This is a genomic window from Streptomyces xinghaiensis S187 (assembly GCF_000220705.2).
GTDB classification, from domain to species: domain Bacteria; phylum Actinomycetota; class Actinomycetes; order Streptomycetales; family Streptomycetaceae; genus Streptomyces; species Streptomyces xinghaiensis.
Genome location: NZ_CP023202.1, coordinates 3,068,038 through 3,083,720, shown reverse-complemented (window position 1 = coordinate 3,083,720; position 15,683 = coordinate 3,068,038). Strand labels below are relative to the sequence as shown.

15 protein-coding genes are annotated in these 15,683 nt (G+C 72.6%); 11 read left to right on the top strand and 4 right to left on the bottom strand.

Annotated elements, in window-relative coordinates:
* Nucleotides 1–195: 195 nt before the first annotated feature.
* The gene (locus SXIN_RS13170; RefSeq protein ID WP_095757020.1) at nt 196–681 is read left to right on the top strand and encodes a cation:proton antiporter regulatory subunit; all 486 of its coding nucleotides are present in this window, start codon (nt 196–198) and stop codon (nt 679–681) included.
* 4 nt (nt 682–685) lie between these two features.
* Nucleotides 686–1,912: a cation:proton antiporter gene (locus tag SXIN_RS13165; RefSeq protein ID WP_019707716.1), complete on the top strand. Its 1,227-nt coding sequence runs from the start codon at nt 686–688 to the stop codon at nt 1,910–1,912.
* 42 nt (nt 1,913–1,954) lie between these two features.
* Here SXIN_RS13165 and SXIN_RS13160 read toward each other — a convergent pair whose 3' ends face one another.
* Complete coding sequence (locus SXIN_RS13160) at nt 1,955–3,478, bottom strand: FAD-dependent monooxygenase (RefSeq protein WP_238153751.1); 1,524 nt, start codon at nt 3,476–3,478, stop codon at nt 1,955–1,957.
* 219 nt (nt 3,479–3,697) lie between these two features.
* Here SXIN_RS13160 and SXIN_RS13155 point away from each other — a divergent pair, with 219 nt between their 5' ends.
* Nucleotides 3,698–4,267, top strand: a complete 570-nt coding sequence (locus SXIN_RS13155; protein ID WP_019707718.1) for a TetR/AcrR family transcriptional regulator — start codon at nt 3,698–3,700, stop codon at nt 4,265–4,267.
* Nucleotides 4,268–4,293: 26 nt separating this feature from the next.
* Here SXIN_RS13155 and SXIN_RS13150 read toward each other — a convergent pair whose 3' ends face one another.
* Both SXIN_RS13150 and SXIN_RS13145 read right to left on the bottom strand, forming a co-directional pair.
* Nucleotides 4,294–5,187 (bottom strand): phosphorothioated DNA-binding restriction endonuclease, encoded by an 894-nt coding sequence (locus tag SXIN_RS13150; protein WP_019707719.1) that lies wholly within the window; start codon nt 5,185–5,187, stop codon nt 4,294–4,296.
* A 110-nt stretch (nt 5,188–5,297) separates the two neighbouring features.
* Nucleotides 5,298–5,879, bottom strand: coding sequence for a hypothetical protein (locus SXIN_RS13145; protein WP_185831215.1), 582 nt, complete (start codon nt 5,877–5,879; stop codon nt 5,298–5,300).
* A 273-nt stretch (nt 5,880–6,152) separates the two neighbouring features.
* Here SXIN_RS13145 and hemL point away from each other — a divergent pair, with 273 nt between their 5' ends.
* From hemL to ccsB, 6 genes are all read left to right on the top strand, one after another.
* Nucleotides 6,153–7,472, top strand: a complete 1,320-nt coding sequence (hemL, locus tag SXIN_RS13140; RefSeq protein ID WP_192883584.1) for a glutamate-1-semialdehyde 2,1-aminomutase — start codon at nt 6,153–6,155, stop codon at nt 7,470–7,472.
* Between the two features lie 143 nt (nt 7,473–7,615).
* Nucleotides 7,616–8,260: a histidine phosphatase family protein gene (locus SXIN_RS13135; protein ID WP_050364097.1), complete on the top strand. Its 645-nt coding sequence runs from the start codon at nt 7,616–7,618 to the stop codon at nt 8,258–8,260.
* Nucleotides 8,261–8,370: 110 nt separating this feature from the next.
* Nucleotides 8,371–8,988 carry a TlpA family protein disulfide reductase gene (locus SXIN_RS13130; RefSeq protein WP_019707723.1) on the top strand — a complete coding sequence of 206 codons (618 nt, stop codon included), beginning with the start codon at nt 8,371–8,373 and terminating at the stop codon, nt 8,986–8,988.
* A 28-nt stretch (nt 8,989–9,016) separates the two neighbouring features.
* Entirely contained in the window at nt 9,017–9,775 is a 759-nt protein-coding gene (locus SXIN_RS13125; RefSeq protein WP_039820543.1) for a cytochrome c biogenesis CcdA family protein, read from the top strand.
* 3 nt (nt 9,776–9,778) lie between these two features.
* Complete coding sequence (gene resB, locus SXIN_RS13120; RefSeq protein WP_019707725.1) at nt 9,779–11,614, top strand: cytochrome c biogenesis protein ResB; 1,836 nt, start codon at nt 9,779–9,781, stop codon at nt 11,612–11,614.
* Nucleotides 11,611–12,708: a c-type cytochrome biogenesis protein CcsB gene (gene ccsB / locus SXIN_RS13115; RefSeq protein WP_095757017.1), complete on the top strand. Its 1,098-nt coding sequence runs from the start codon at nt 11,611–11,613 to the stop codon at nt 12,706–12,708. Before resB ends, ccsB begins: the two co-directional genes overlap by 4 nt.
* 124 nt (nt 12,709–12,832) lie before the next feature.
* Here ccsB and SXIN_RS13110 read toward each other — a convergent pair whose 3' ends face one another.
* Nucleotides 12,833–13,180, bottom strand: coding sequence for a PLDc N-terminal domain-containing protein (locus SXIN_RS13110; RefSeq protein ID WP_095757016.1), 348 nt, complete (start codon nt 13,178–13,180; stop codon nt 12,833–12,835).
* A gap of 88 nt (nt 13,181–13,268) precedes the next feature.
* On the opposite strand from SXIN_RS13110, the gene SXIN_RS13105 reads away from it, so the two are divergent.
* Together SXIN_RS13105 and mqnP are read left to right on the top strand one after the other, a co-directional pair.
* On the top strand, nt 13,269–14,720 hold the full coding sequence (locus SXIN_RS13105; RefSeq protein WP_019707727.1) for a menaquinone biosynthesis decarboxylase: 1,452 nt from the start codon (nt 13,269–13,271) through the stop codon (nt 14,718–14,720).
* Complete coding sequence (gene mqnP, locus SXIN_RS13100) at nt 14,717–15,667, top strand: menaquinone biosynthesis prenyltransferase MqnP (protein ID WP_019707728.1); 951 nt, start codon at nt 14,717–14,719, stop codon at nt 15,665–15,667. Before SXIN_RS13105 ends, mqnP begins: the two co-directional genes overlap by 4 nt.
* Nucleotides 15,668–15,683 lie beyond the last annotated feature (16 nt).

The following is a 15,683-nucleotide window of genomic DNA, read 5'->3' as shown; positions in this document are numbered from 1 at the left end:
CCGAGGCACACCCGGGACGCACCCGGGGGATGGCCCGGTGACGGGCCGGAGCACGACCGCCGGGGCCGGAGCCGCACACGCGTCTCCGGCGCCGGCGGGCCGTATGGCAGGGTTCTGGGCGGGCGGCCCCGCCGACGCGGCCGTGCCGTCCATTCCGCCACGTCAGCCCAGTGAGGCCAGAAAGAGGGGGTCACCGTGCCGGCACCACGCATGAGCACGACACCACTGCCCGGCATTGGTGTCCAATACGACCTGACCACGCGCGAGCAGCGCCATCTGTCCGTGGTCGCCAACCGGGACGGCACCCGCAGCTTCAACGCCTACCGGTCCGACGATCCCGACGCCTGCGCGCTGTCACTGCGCCTCACCGGCTCCGAAGCGGCCCTGATCGCGGACGCGCTGACCCCGCAGGACCACAGCCCGAGCCTGCTCTACACCACGGATCTCGGCCTGGTCGCGGAGCGCATCCCGCTGAGCGGGTCCTCGCACTGGAACGGACGCGTCCTGGGCGACACCTGCCTCCGCACGGAGACGGGTGTCTCCATCGTCGCCGTGCTGCGCCGCTCCGAGGCGATCCCCTCGCCGACCCCGGACTTCCGCCTGGCCGGGGGTGACACGCTCATCGTCATCGGGACCCGCGAGGGCGTGGACGCCGCCGCCGCGATCCTCGAACGGGAATGAGCGCATGCACGGAGCCATATTCCTGATCGAACTCGGCGGCCTCATCCTCGCGCTGGGCCTGCTGGGACGGTTCGCCGGCCGCTACGGCTTCTCGCCGATCCCGCTCTACCTCCTCGCCGGTCTGGCCTTCGGCCACGGCGGGCTGCTGCCGCTGGGCGCGAGCGAGGAGTTCGTCGCCCAGGCCTCGGAGATCGGCGTCGTCCTGCTGCTGCTGATGCTCGGCCTGGAATACACCGCCGCGGATCTGGTGGGCAACCTCCGCAAGCAGTACCCGGCCGGGATCGTCGACTTCGTCCTCAACGCGCTGCCGGGCGCCGCCGCGGCACTGCTGCTGGGCTGGAGCCCGGTCGCCGCCGTGGTGCTGGCGGGCGTCACCTGGATCTCCTCCTCGGGGGTCATCGCCAAGGTCCTCGGCGACCTCGGCCGGGTCGGCAACCGGGAGACACCGGTCATCCTCAGCGTCCTCGTCTTCGAGGATCTGGCGATGGCGGTCTACCTGCCGCTGCTCACGGCGCTGCTCTCCGGGCTGAGCATCGCGGCCGGCAGTGTGACCCTCGGTGTCGCGCTGGCCGTCGCGGGCTTCGTGCTCTTCGCCGCGGTCCGCTACGGCCGGGTGATCTCGCGCTTCGTCTCCAGCGACGACCCGGAGAAGCTGCTGCTGGTCGTGCTGGGGCTGACGCTGCTGGTCGCGGGCGTCGCCCAGCAGTTGCAGGTCTCGGCGGCGGTCGGCGCGTTCCTGGTCGGCATCGCGCTCTCGGGCGAGGTGGCGGAGGGGGCGCACGCGGTACTCGTCCCGCTCCGGGACCTCTTCGCCGCGGTCTTCTTCGTCTTCTTCGGGCTGAACACCAATCCGGAGAGCATCCCGCCGGTGATCGTCCCGGCGCTGATCCTGGCGGTCCTCACCGCCATCACCAAGATCGCCACGGGCTACTGGGCGGCGAAGCGGGCGAGGATCGGCGAGAAGGGCCGCTGGCGGGCCGGTGGCGCGCTGGTGGCCCGCGGCGAGTTCTCCATCGTCATCGCGGGGCTCGCGATCAGCTCCGGAGTCGAACCTCGGCTCGGCGCCCTGGCCACGGCGTACGTGCTGCTGCTCGTCATCATCGGCCCGCTGACCGCCCGTTACACCGAGCCGGTCGCCCGCCGGCTGTTCGGCGGCGGGGAAACTCCGGCCGCGCCCGCGGAGGGCGGTGCCGGTACGGACGCGTCGGCCGCGGCGGGCAGCAAGCCCTGACGCGGGCGGCGGGCACCCGGGCACCGGGCACGGCCGGCGCCGTCAGGTGCCGGGTCCGGGCGGGGACGGCGGTCCGGCCCAGCGGTGGAGGGCCGTGCGGAGGCCGGACGGGGAGGGGGCGTCCGAGGCCCAGGCCACGTAGCCGTCGGGGCGGACGAGCAGGGTGGTGCGCCGGTCACCCGCCCAGTACACCGGCCGGACCCGGCTCCCGTATCCGGCCAGCGCCTCCTTCAGCGCCGCCTGTCCCGGCCCGTCCGCCGGAGTTACGAGGACGAACCGGCCCCCGCGCAGGGCCTCGTGGAGCCGGGCGGGGGCGTCCGTGCCCGCGGCGGCCCCGGGCGGACCCGCGAGCCGGAGATCCGGGACGCGCCGCCCCGTCAGGACGTGCGCTCCGCGTCCGGCGCGGTAGGCGACGCCGATGCCGGTGACATTGCCGAGCGCGCGCCGGCCCACGGGGCGGATCCGGCCGACGGCCAGCGCGGCCAGCCGGCGCGCGCCGGGCCCGGCCGGGCCCGGGGCCATCGCCAGGCGCAGGATCGCGCCGCTGCTGCGCAGCACCATGCGCCCGACCGGATGCCGCTCCTCGTGGTAGGTGTCCAGCAGGCTGCCGGGCGCTCCGTCGCGGAGGACGGCGGTGAGCTTCCAGCCGAGGTTGGCCGCGTCCTGCAGGCCGGTGTTCATGCCCTGTCCGCCGGCGGGGGAGTGCACATGGGCGGCGTCGCCCGCGAGCAGCACCCGCCCGGTGCGGTAGGCGGGGACCTGACGCTCCTCGCTGTGGAACCGGGACAGCCAGCGCGGATCCCGCATTCCGAAGTCGTCGCCGAGCGCCCGGCGCATGATGTCCCGGACCTCCGCCAGGTCCACCGGTGCGTGGTCGGGCACCTGGCGGTGCCGGTTCCAGCCGCCCACGCGGTACCAGCCGTCGCCGAACGGGACGACGAGCGCGAAGTTCTCGCCGTCGCCCCTGAGCGCGAGCAGCTCCGGCGGCTCCCGGTCCAGCCGCACATCGGCGAGGACCAGCGAGCGGATCACGGAGCCGCCGGGGAAGGGCAGGCCCAGGGCGCGGCGGACGGTGCTGTGGTGGCCGTCGGTGCCGACGAGGTACGCGGCGCGGTGGGTCGCCGTGCCGTGCTCCTCGGCGGCGGTCACCTCCACTCCATCGGGGTCCTGGCGCAGGCCGGTGACCTCGGAGCCGTACCGGAAGCGGACCCCGTGCTCCGCGGCGCGCCGCTCCAGCAGCCGTTCGACCTCGTACTGCGGCGTGACCAGGAGGAACGGGAAGCGGCTCGGGAGCCGGCCGAGGTCGAGGGCGAGGGTGCCGAAGAGCTCGACGCGCTCCAGGGGCGTGCCGCGCGCGACCAGGCCGTCGGCGAGGCCGCGGGCGTCGAGCTGTTCCAGGGTGCGGGCGTGCACGGCGAAGGCGCGGGTCAGCGAGGAGCGGCCCGCCGGGCGTTTCTCCAGGACGGTGACGGAGAGCCCGGCCGCGGCGAGGTCACCGGCCAGCAGCAGCCCGGTGGGGCCGGCGCCGGCGACGAGGACGTCCGAGGTGGTGATGGGGGTGCGCATATCCGCCTCCCGGGAACGGCGCGGGTCTCCGCCCATGATGCGGGGGACCGCGCCCGCCGATGATGTCAACGTCTGTTGGCCAACGCTTGTTGGCAAGCGTAGGTGCGCGCCTCGGCACGGTCAACAGCGCTGCTCCGCACGGACGTTGGCGTGCCGCTGCGGCGCGCGGCCGTCGGTCCACGGCTGTTGGCCCACAGGCGTGGGCCTAGGCTGACCGGTATGGACCCCGCACCCGCCCGCCGCTCCCAGGCCACCCGCGACGCGATCCTCGCCGCGGCCCGCGAGCGCTTCGCCGCCGACGGGTACGAGCGGGCCACCATCCGCGCCATCGCCCGGGAAGCGGGGATCGACCCGTCGATGGTGATGCGCTACTACGGCAGCAAGGAGGGCCTGTTCGCCGCGGCCTCCTCCGCCGTCGACCTCCGCCTCCCCGACCTCGGCGCCGTACCGCGCGAGGAGATCGGCACCGTTCTCGTCGCCCACTTCCTGGAGCGCTGGGAGGAGGACGAGGTGATGACGGCGACCCTGCGCGTCGGGGTCACCAACGCGGCGGGCGCCGAGCGGACCCGCGCGATCTTCCGGGAGCAGCTCGGCCCGGTCGTCGCCGCCGTCTGCCCCGACCCCGCCCAGGCCGCGGTCCGCGCGGGACTCACGGCCTCCCAGATGCTCGGCATGGCGCTGACCCGCTATGTGCTGCGGCTGCCGCCGGTGGCGGAGATGCCCCGCGAGGAGGTCGTGTCCTGGCTCGCGCCGACGGTGCAGCGCTATCTGACGGCGGCGGCGCCGTGACGGGGACGGCCGTGACGGCTTCGGGGTCAGGCGGCCGTGGCCGGGCGTGGTGCGCCGTGGAAGACCTGTCGGGTGTGCCAGTCGCGGTGAGCTGCGGCAGGAGGGCGCGAGCCGGGCTGTGGGGCGATGAGCGGGCGTCCCGCGAGCGCTATGACGTGCTCGCGGGCGGCGGGGCTGTGGCCGACGAAGCGTTGTGAGACGAGGATGCGCTGGTCGTATCCCACGCCGAGCACTCCCTTGTCGAAGAGCTTGTGGTGCAGCGAGCACAGGCACAGCCCGTTGTCCGTCTCGTCGGGTCCGCCGAACGCCCACCAGCGCACGTGGGCGGCCTCCAGCCCGACCGGTACCGCGCCGATCCTGCCGTCGTATCCGCAGAAGGCGCACCGGTACTCGTAGGCGGTCAGCACCAGTTGCCGCATCCTCCGGTCCCGCTGCCTGCGCACCGCCGGCAACTGCTCGGCCTCCGCCGGCTCCAGGTCCAGGCCGACGGCTTCGCACAGTTCGCCGTGCAGAGAGGGTGGGAAGTGGAGGTCGAGCAGCAAGCGCGCGATTCTGCCGAGCAGGTCCGGTTCACGTCGCAGGGCCGCTCTCAGGTCCGGCGCGAGCTGTCCGGTGGCGCCCGTCCCGCGGAGGTCTCGCACCCCGCTGCCGGGGCTGCCCGGTCCGCGATCGGTGCGGACTTCCCATACGCCGTCGCCGGTCAAGTGGTGGAACGGGTAGGCGGGTGTCGTCCGGTGGGGCGGGCCGTACTCGGTCAGCAGTCGCTGCAGGTCCTGTTCCACCGCGGTGTAGCGCAGACCGCCGTCGGCGTCCTCCTGGAACCGGCCGAGGGCGTACAGGAGCAGCAGCGGTTTGTGCGGAGCGCGCGTTCCGCCCTTGGTCCACTGTCTCAGCTTCGCGATCCGCTCCAGCCAGTCCATGGCGGCTGATCGTAGTGGGCCCTCAGCGCGGCCCGGCGGCCTGACGGCCCCTCCCGGCGCATGACGAGGGGGAGCACGGAAGCCCCGGTCGGTCCGCGGGAAACCCCGGCTCAGGGCCAGACGAGGCAGTACGGCTGGTGGCCCGCGTGGTGGAGGCGTTCGGAGAAGTCCTGCCACTCGTGGAGCAGCTGGTAGACGGTGAAGGCGTCGCGCGGGCCGCCGCGGTCGGGGACGGTGGACCAGATGAAGGCCGCCGCGCCCACCGCCTCCTCGCCGACCCCGCGCAGCGGGTCGACGGCCGTCACCGGCAGCTTGACCACGGCGTAGTCGGGGTGGAGGACGACCAGTTCCAGCGGCGGGACCTTGTGCAGCGGTACGCCCTCGATGCCGGTGAGGACCATCGCGGCCATCGTCTCCGGCTTGATCTTCGTGAACATGCCGCCCATGCCGAGCTCGTCGCCGCCGAGTTCCTCCGGGCGCATGGAGACCGGGACGCGGGCGGCGGTCGCTCCGTCGGGCGCCCCGAAGTACTTGTAGGTCACCCCCACGCGGCCACTCCTGCTCCCCCTCGGTGCCTCGGGATCACGCTCGCCCCGGTGCCGGCCCCTCCCCCGGCGGGCCGCACGGGAGGCGCGGGCGCGCTCGGGGTCCAGGTCGTCGGTCCCCTCGCCCAGTCCGCCACCGCGATGCATAGTCTCCACCCGATAAGTCGCGGCACAGGCCGCGCAACCCGATCATCGTCTCAGAGACATCCCCAGCGACCGGCGGCCGAAACGCCCGGCCGCACACGATCCTGCGGGGCTCTGAGACCATGGCTTGTGTGACTTACTCCTGCATGCCCCAGTCTCGCAGACGTACGGACGGCTGAAGGTCTCGTCTCAGTGTCGGAGGAAAGTCCCGCACCTTTGTCAGCCGGGCGCGGCCGCCGCCGTCCCCCACCTACGTACCCGCAGGTCAGGATCAACGTGTCTTTTCCGTATGAAGCTCCCGTCTCGCAGGCGCTCTTCGACCGCGCGGCCGCCGTGACACCCGGTGGTGTGAATTCCCCGGTCCGCGCCTTCGGTGCCGTGGGCGGTACGCCCCGGTTCATGGTGTCCGGTGCGGGTCCGTACCTCACCGACGCCGATGGCCGCGAATACGTCGATCTGGTGTGCTCCTGGGGTCCGATGATCCTGGGCCACGCGCACCCCGGGGTTCAGGAGGCCGTACGGGCGGCGGTCGCGCGCGGTACGTCCTTCGGCACGCCCGGGGCGGGCGAGGTCGAGCTCGCCGAGGAGATCGTGGCCCGGGTGGCGCCCGTGGAGCAGGTGCGGCTGGTGTCCTCCGGGACCGAGGCGACGATGTCCGCGATCCGGCTGGCCCGCGGCTTCACCGGCCGCGCCAAGGTGGTCAAGTTCGCCGGCTGCTACCACGGGCACGTGGACGCGCTGCTGGCCTCGGCCGGCTCCGGGGTGGCGACCTTCGGGCTGCCGGACACCCCCGGGGTGACGGGCGCGCAGGCGGGCGACACGATCGTGCTGCCGTACAACGACCTGGACGCCGTGCGGGCCGCGTTCGCCGCCCACCCGGAGCAGATCGCCTGCGTGATCACCGAGGCGTCCCCGGGCAACATGGGCGTCGTCCCGCCGCGGCCCGGCTTCAACCAGGGGCTGGCCGACCTCTGCCGGGAGAACGGCGCGCTGTACGTCTCGGACGAGGTCATGACCGGCTTCCGGGTCTCGAAGGCCGGCTGGTACGGCCTCGACGGGGTGCGGCCGGACCTGATGACCTTCGGCAAGGTCATGGGCGGCGGCTTCCCGGCGGCGGCCTTCGGCGGCCGGGCCGACGTCATGGCGGCGCTCGCCCCGGCGGGCCCCGTCTACCAGGCGGGCACCCTCTCCGGTAACCCGGTCGCCACCGCCGCCGGCGTCGCGCAGCTGCGGCTGCTGGACGACGCCGCGTACGAGACGCTCGACGCGGTCTCCGCCGAGGTGCGGACGCTGGTGACGGAGGCGCTGGCCAAGGAGGGCGTCGCGCACCGGCTGCAGACCGCGGGCAGCATGTTCTCCGTCTTCTTCACCGACGAGGCCGTGACGGACTACGCGACGGCGAAGACCCAGGCCGTCCACCGGTTCACCGCCTTCTTCCACGCGATGCTCGCGCACGGGGTGTACCTCCCGCCGTCGGCCTTCGAGTCGTGGTTCGTCTCCACGGCGCACGACGGGGCCGCGGTGGAGCGCATCGCGGCCGCGCTGCCGGCCGCGGCCCGCGCCGCCGCCGCGGCGGCCCCGGGGGCGGATGCGTGATGGCCGGTCCGGGCGGACGGGAACGGAACGGGAGAGCGGAAGGGGAGCGGAACGGGATGGCAGCCAGCAACGGCAGCGCCGGCGGCGGCAGTGGCTCCGGCGGCGGCCCGGCGGGCGGCGACGAGATCACCGTCGTCCATCTGATGCGCCACGGCGAGGTGCACAACCCGGACGGCGTGCTCTACGGGCGCCGGGCCGGTTACCACCTCTCCGAGCTCGGCCGGAAGATGGCCGAACGGGTGGCCGAACACCTCGCCGGCCGCGACCTCACCCATGTCGTCTCCTCCCCGCTGGAGCGGGCCCAGGAGACCGCCGGACCCGTCGCCAAGGCGCACGCGCTGACCGTCGCCACCGACGAACGGCTGATCGAGGCGGCCAACGTCTTCGAGGGCAAGACCTTCGGCGTCGGGGACGGCGCGCTGCGCCGCCCCGCCAACTGGCGGCACCTGACCAATCCGTTCCGGCCCTCCTGGGGCGAGCCGTACGTCGAGCAGGTCGTCCGGATGATGGCGGCGCTGCACGCCGCCCGCGATGCCGCGCGGGGGCACGAGGCGCTGGCGGTCAGCCACCAGCTGCCGATCTGGACGGTGCGCAGCTTCGTCGAGAAGCGGCGGCTCTGGCACGACCCGCGCAAGCGGCAGTGCACCCTGGCGAGCCTGACCACGTTCACCTTCCAGGGTGACCGGATCGTCTCGGTCGGCTACACCGAGCCGGCCCGGGACCTCGTCCCGGCGCATCTGCTCGCGGGCGCCAAACCGGTCAAGGGCGCCAAGGGCTTCGGCGCCTGAGAGGGCTCCGGGGCCCCGGCCCCCGGCGGTTTCCGGGCGGGCGGGGCGCGGGCGGGGTGCGGGCAGGGGGGTGCGGAAGATCGGCCAATCGGTCATGCGAAACTTTTCACATGAGTGCCTGCCACACCCCCCGAGGCCGCACGTCCCGCCGCCGCACCGCCGCTCTCGCAGCCGCCGCCGCGGCCGGAATGCTGCTGCTGACGGCCTGCGGGGGCGGAGAGACGTCCGAGGGCTCGGGCAACACGGGCTTCGTCGCGGGCGACGGCGGCATCGACCGCGCGGCGCAGGGCGACCGGCAGAAGGCGCCCGACCTGTCCGGTGAGACGGTGGACGGCGGGCGGGCCGCGCTCGCCGACTACAACGGCGAGGTCGTGGTCGTCAACGTCTGGGGCTCCTGGTGCGCCCCCTGCCGGGCCGAGATGCCGCACCTGGTGAAGGTCGCGAACGACACGAAGGACGAGGGCGTCCGCTTCCTCGGCATCAACACCCGCGACCCGAACATCACCCCGGCGAGAAAGTTCGAGGAGGAGTTCGAGGTGCCGTATCCGAGTCTCTACGACCCGGTCGGCAAGCTCATGCTCCGCTTCCCCAAGGGCAGCCTCAACCCCAAGGCCATCCCGTCCACGCTGGTCATCGACCGGGAGGGGAAGATCGCCGCCCGTGCGCTCAAGCCGCTGGGCGAGGACGAGCTGCGCGAGATGATCGAACCGCTGATCGCGGAGAAGTGATTCCGTGACGACGCTCCACACCGCGGAGATGTCCATCGCCGCGGAGACGTTCAACCAGACCGTGCTCAGCGGGGCCCTGCTGCTCGCCCTGCCGATCGCCGTGCTCGCCGGGCTGGTCTCCTTCTTCTCCCCCTGCGTGCTGCCCCTGGTGCCGGGCTACCTCAGCTATGTCACCGGCGTCAGCGGCAGCGATCTGGCCGAGGCCCGCAAGGGGCGGATGGCGGCCGGCGCCTCGCTGTTCATCCTCGGCTTCACCGCCGTCTTCGTCTCCTACGGCGCCCTCTTTGGGAACTTCGGCTTCACGCTGGAGGAGTACCGGGAGACGATCACCAAGGTCCTCGGCGCCCTCACCATCGTGATGGGCCTCGCCTTCATGGGCGTGCTCGGCGGCTTCACCCAGCGCGAGTTCCGCTTCCACCGCAGACCCGCGATGGGCCTGGCCGGGGCGCCCCTGCTGGGGGTGCTCTTCGGCATCGGCTGGACGCCGTGCATCGGCCCGACCCTCGCCGCCGTCAACACCCTCGCCTTCAACGAGGCCAGCGCCGCCCGCGGCGCGCTGCTCACCGTCGCGTACTGCATCGGTCTGGGGGTGCCGTTCCTGCTGGCCGCGGTCGCGTTCCGGCGGGCGCTCGGCGCCTTCTCCTGGGTCAAGCTGCACTATGTGTGGGTGATGCGGGCGGGCGGCCTGATGATGATCGCCGTCGGCCTGCTGCTCGTCACGGGCGTCTGGGACCGTCTGATCGGCGGCCTCCAGGTCTGGTCCTCCACCTTCACCCCGGGAATCTGATCCATGGCCGAGACGACGAAGAACGCCGAAGCCGATACCGGAGCCGGCACCCGAGCCGATACCCGGGCCGGGGCCGCGGCGGACACCGCGGCCTCCGGGCTCGGCGCGGCGGGCTCCCAGCTGTCCACCGCCCCCGACGAGAGCGCCCCGCTGCCCGGTCTGGGCGTCATCGGCTGGGCCCGCTGGTTCTGGCGGCAGCTCACCTCGATGCGGGTGGCGCTGCTGCTGCTGTTCCTGCTGTCGCTGGGCTCGATCCCCGGCTCGCTGATCCCGCAGACCGGCGTCGACCCGATGGCGGTCGAGGAGTTCCGGGCCGAGAACGAGACGCTGGCGCCGCTCTACGACAAGCTCGGCCTGTTCCACGTCTACAGCTCGGTGTGGTTCTCGGCGATCTACATCCTGCTGTTCATCTCCCTCATCGGCTGCATCGTGCCGCGTACCTGGCAGTTCGCCGGCCAGCTCCGCGGCCGCCCGCCGGCCGGCCCGAGCCGCCTCACCCGGCTCCCCGCGTACACGACCTGGCGGACGTCCGCCGCGCCGGAGGAGGTGCTGGACGCCGCCCACCGGACGCTGCGCCGGCGGCGCTTCCGCGCGTGGCGCGGCGGGGACACCGCCGCCGCCGAGAAGGGCTATCTGCGGGAGGCGGGGAACCTCGTCTTCCACATCGCGCTGATCGTGATGCTCATCGCCTTCGCGGCGGGCAGCCTGTGGAAGGCCGAGGGCGGCAAGCTGATCGTCAAGGGCGACGGCTTCACCAACACCCTTCCCCAGTACGACGACTTCCGCGCCGCGAGCCTCTACGACACCGACGAGCTCACCCCGTTCGGTTTCCGGCTGGACGACTTCGAGGCCACCTTCGAGCGCGGCGGCCCGCAGAACGGCACCCCGCGCACCTTCCGCGCCGACGTCACCCACTGGAAGGGCGCGGACGGCGCGGAGACGAAGGGCAGCATCGAGGTCAACCATCCGCTGGAGGTCGACGGCACCAAGGTCTATCTGATCGGCTACGGCTACGCGCCCGTCGTCACCGTCAAGGACGGCCAGGGCGACATCGCCTACCGCGGGCCGGTGCCCTTCCTGCCGCAGGACACCAACAACACCTCCGTCGGGGTCATCAAGGTGCCCGACGCCCGCGACAAGGACGGCGAGAAGACCCAGCTCGGCTTCCAGGGCCGCTTCCTGCCGACCTTCGCACTGGACGAGGTGCGGGGCCCGCACTCCACCTTCCCGGCGCTGGACTACCCGGTGCTGTCGATCAACGCCTTCATGGGCAGCCTCGGCGTCGACGCGGGCATCCCGCAGAACGTCTACCAGCTCGACACCCGGAAGATGAAGCAGTTCAAGGAGAACGGCGACCTCTACCGGAAGTTCCTGCGGCCCGGCGAGACCGTGCAACTGCCCGACGGCCAGGGCTCGCTGACCTTCGACCGCGTCGAGGAGTGGGCCAGCTTCCAGATCTCCAGCCAGCCCGGCAAGGGCTGGGCCCTGGGCGGCGCCGTCGCGGCGCTGCTGGGACTCGCGGCCTCCCTCTTCATCCAGCGGCGCCGGGTGTGGGTCCGGGCGCGGCCGGCCGCGGACGGCTCCGGCACGGTCGTGGAGATGGCCGCGCTGGGCCGCAGCGAGTCCGCCCGGCTGCCGGAGGAACTGGCCGATCTGGCCGTGGCCCTCCGGGAGACGGCCCCGCCGGCACCCGAGCCGGACGGAGACACGGCCGCCGGGACGCCGGACGGAGACACAGCCGCCGGGACGCCGGCCGAAGAGACAGCCGCCGGAGAGCCAGCCGGCGACGACCGTGAGAAACCCGATCCCGATGGTCCCGCCGAAGGAGCGCGCGCGTGAACCTCGCAGCCGCAGCCAATGAGAACCTGGCCACCATCAGCAATGTGCTGATCTACTCCGCGATGGCCGTCTACGTCCTGGCCTTCGGCGCCCACCTGGCGGAGTGGGTGCTGGGCGGCCGCAGCAAGGTCGGCCGCACGGCCGCCGCGCTGACCGAGAGGCCCGCCGGGCAGGCCGGGGCCGCGTCCGCGCCCGCCGTCCAGGTCACCGGCCGGGGCGGCACCACCGTGCTGGAGCGCCCCCGGGTCGTGACCCGGGGCGCGGCCGGCAGCCGGGACGTGCCCGACGGGCCGGGCGCGGCGGGCGGTGACGAGGGCGGCGACCTCTACGGCCGGATCGCCGTGTCGCTCACCACCCTCGCGTTCCTGCTGCACGCCGGCGGGGTGCTGACCCGCGCCCTGTCCGTGGAGCGCGCCCCCTGGGGCAACATGTACGAGTTCTCCACGACCTTCTCGATGGTCGTGGTCGGCTCCTACCTCGCGCTGCTCCTCGCGAAGAAGCCGGTGCGCTGGCTCGGCCTGCCGCTGGTCACGACCGTGCTGCTCGACCTCGGCCTCGCCGTCTCCGTGCTCTACACGGAGAGCGACCAGCTCGTCCCGGCCCTGGACTCGTACTGGCTGTGGATCCACGTCTCCTGCGCGATCATCTCCGGCGGGGTGTTCTACCTCGGTGCCGTCGCCACGGTGCTCTTCCTCTTCCGCGACCGTTACGAGGCCAAGCTGGCGGCCCCGGAGGGCAAGCAGCCCGGCGCCTTCGCCGACTCGGTGCTGAGCCGGCTCCCCGCGGCCGCCACGCTCGACAAGTTCGCGTACCGCGTCAACGCGCTGGTCTTCCCGCTCTGGACCTTCACGATCATCGCGGGCGCCATCTGGGCCGAGGCCGCCTGGGGCCGCTACTGGGGCTGGGACCCCAAGGAGGTCTGGTCCTTCATCACCTGGGTGGCCTACGCCGGCTATCTGCACGCCCGCGCCACGGCCGGCTGGAAGGGCCGGAAGGCCGCATACATCGCGCTGGCGGCCTTCGCCTGCTTCCTCTTCAACTACTACGGCGTCAACATCTTCGTCACCGGCAAGCACTCCTACGCCGGGGTGTGAGCGGGAGGCACCCCGCGCGACCCCGCGCAACAGCGCAACGAGAAGGCGCCCTCCGGTCAGCGGGGGGCGCCTTCACGTTGCGCTGTACGGCCCCGGTCCGGGCCCGCGGGTGTTCCCGGGCCGGTCAGCCCTTCGGGCCGTCGTCCGGGCCGTTCCCGTCCTTCTTGCGGTCCTTGTGCTCGTCGTCGAGCGAGCGGAGGAAGTCGGGGTTGTCGTCGGGCGCGATCCACTGGCCGCCGCCGCGCACTCCGCGCCCGCCGCCCCAGCCGCCGCCCGCCCCCGCGGTGCGCCGCGGCCGGCCGGCCAGCAGCCACGCGAGCGAGCCGAACAGCACATAGCCGAAGAGCACCACGATCAGCACCCACACCGGCTTCGGGAGCTTGCGGACCTGGTCCTCAGGCGTGTTGAGGCAGTCGATGAACGCGTAGATCCACAACGCCAGGACCAGGAGAAACGGCAGATACCTCAACATGTCGGAGCAGGCCCCCTGAAGTACGGTGGCGGATCCGGGACAGCCCCGGTGACAACTCCAGCGTACGGGGTGACGGATACTGGTCCGCATGGCTTACGACGATCTGCGCTCGCTGCTGCGGGCGCTGGAGCGCGACGGTGACCTCAAGCGCGTCAAGGCCGAGGTCGATCCCTACCTGGAAGTGGGGGAGATCACCGACCGGGTCAACAAGGCCGGCGGTCCCGCACTGCTCTTCGAGAACGTCAAGGGCTCCTCGATGCCGCTGGCGATGAACGTCTTCGGCACCGACCGCAGGCTGCTCAAGGCCCTCGGTCTGAACTCCTACGCCGACATCAGTGACAAGATCGGCGGGCTGCTCAGGCCCGAGCTGCCGCAGGGCTTCACCGGGATGCGCGAGGCGTTCGGGAAGCTCGCCGGCATGACGCACGTACCGCCGAAGAAGGTCAAGGACGCCCCCGTCCAGGAGACCGTCCTCACCGGCGACGACGTCGATCTCGAACAGCTGCCCGCGCTGTTCACCTGGCCGGAGGACGGCGGCTCCTTCTTCAACCTCGGCCTCACCCACACCAAGGACCCGGAGACCGGGATCCGCAACCTCGGCCTCTACCGGCTCCAGCGGCACGACCGGCGCACCATCGGCATGCACTGGCAGATCCACAAGGACAGCCGCAACCACTACCAGACGGCGTCCCGGCGCGGTGAGCGGCTGCCGGTCGCCATCGCCTTCGGCTGCCCGCCGGCGGTGACGTACGCCTCCACGGCCCCGCTCCCCGGCGACATCGACGAGTACCTCTTCGCCGGTTTCGTGCAGGGCAAGCGGATCGAGATGACCGACTGCAAGACGGTGCCGCTGCAGGTGCCGGCGCGGGCCGAGGTGGTGCTGGAGGGCTGGCTGGAGCCGGGACGGATGCTGCCGGAGGGGCCGTTCGGCGACCACACCGGCTTCTACACCCCGCAGGAACCGTTCCCCGCACTGACCATCGACTGCGTGACGATGCGGAAGCGGCCGCTGCTGCAGTCGATCGTGGTGGGCCGGCCGCCGACGGAGGACGGTCCGCTGGGCCGGGCCACCGAGCGGTTCTTCCTGCCGCTGCTCAAGATCATCATCCCGGACATCGTGGACTACCACCTCCCCGAGGCGGGCGGCTTCCACAACTGCGCGATCGTCTCGATCGACAAGAAGTACCCGAAGCACGCGCAGAAGGTGATGCACGCCATCTGGGGCGCCCACATGATGTCGCTGACCAAGCTGATCATCGTGGTCGACTCCGACTGCGACGTGCACGATCTGCACGAGGTGGCCTGGCGTGCGCTGGGCAACACCGACTACGCCCGCGACCTCACGGTGGCCGAGGGACCCGTCGATCATCTCGACCACGCCTCCTACCAGCAGTTCTGGGGCGGCAAGGCCGGTATCGACGCCACCGCGAAGCTGCCCGAGGAGGGCTACACGCGGGACGGCGGCTGGCCGCGGATGGTGCTGCCGGACCCGGAGACCGCCGAGCTGGTGAGCCGGCGCTGGGCGGAGTACGGGCTGTGAGCGCGGAATCCGCCGCCTCCGGGCACCCCCTGCCGGAGCGGGAGCCCGTCCCGGCGCGGCCCGCCGGGGCCGGGAAGGGCGGGGTCCGGGCGTTCCTGCGGCTGGTGATGATCGAGCACTCGGTCTTCGCGCTGCCCTTCGCCTACATCGCCTCGCTCACCGCGATGTTCCTGGACGACGGGACCGTCCACTGGTGGGAGCTGTTCCTCGTCACCGTGGCGATGGTCGGGCTGCGGACCTTCGCCATGGCCGCCAACCGGATCATCGACCGGGAGATAGACGCCCGCAATCCGCGCACCGCGGGGCGGGAGCTGGTGACGGGCGCGGTGTCGGTGCGCTCCGCCTGGACCGGCGCGCTGATCGCCCTCGCCGTCTTCCTGGGCGCGGCGGCCCTGCTCAACCCGCTCTGCCTGGCGCTGGCGCCGATCGCCGTCGTCCCGATGGTGGTCTATCCGTACGGCAAGCGGTTCACGGACTTCCCGCACGCCATCCTGGGGCTGGCCCAGGCGATCGGCCCGGTCGGGGCGTGGATCGCGGTGACCGGGGCCTGGTCGTGGGACGCGGTCGTGCTCGGGCTCGCCGTCGGCGTCTGGATCGGCGGCTTCGACCTGATCTTCGGCAGCCAGGACGTGGCGGCGGACCGCGCCGAGGGCGTGCGTTCCGTCCCCGCCCGCTTCGGCGTCCCGGCCGCGCTGCACGGGGCGCGCGGCGCGCACGTCGTCACCACGGGACTGCTCGTCTGGTACGGGGCGCTGACGGGCGCGGGCGCGTTCTTCTGGGCGGGCCTGGCGATCGTGGCGGTGGCGTTCGTCTACGAGCACTCGATCGTGCGGCCGCACGACCTGTCCCGGCTGAACCGGGCGTTCTTCACGGTCAACGGCGTGATCGGTGTGGTGCTGTTCCTGTTCACCCTGCTCGACCTGGTGGTGCGCGGACTGACCGTGTGAGGGGAGCCGCCCGTGC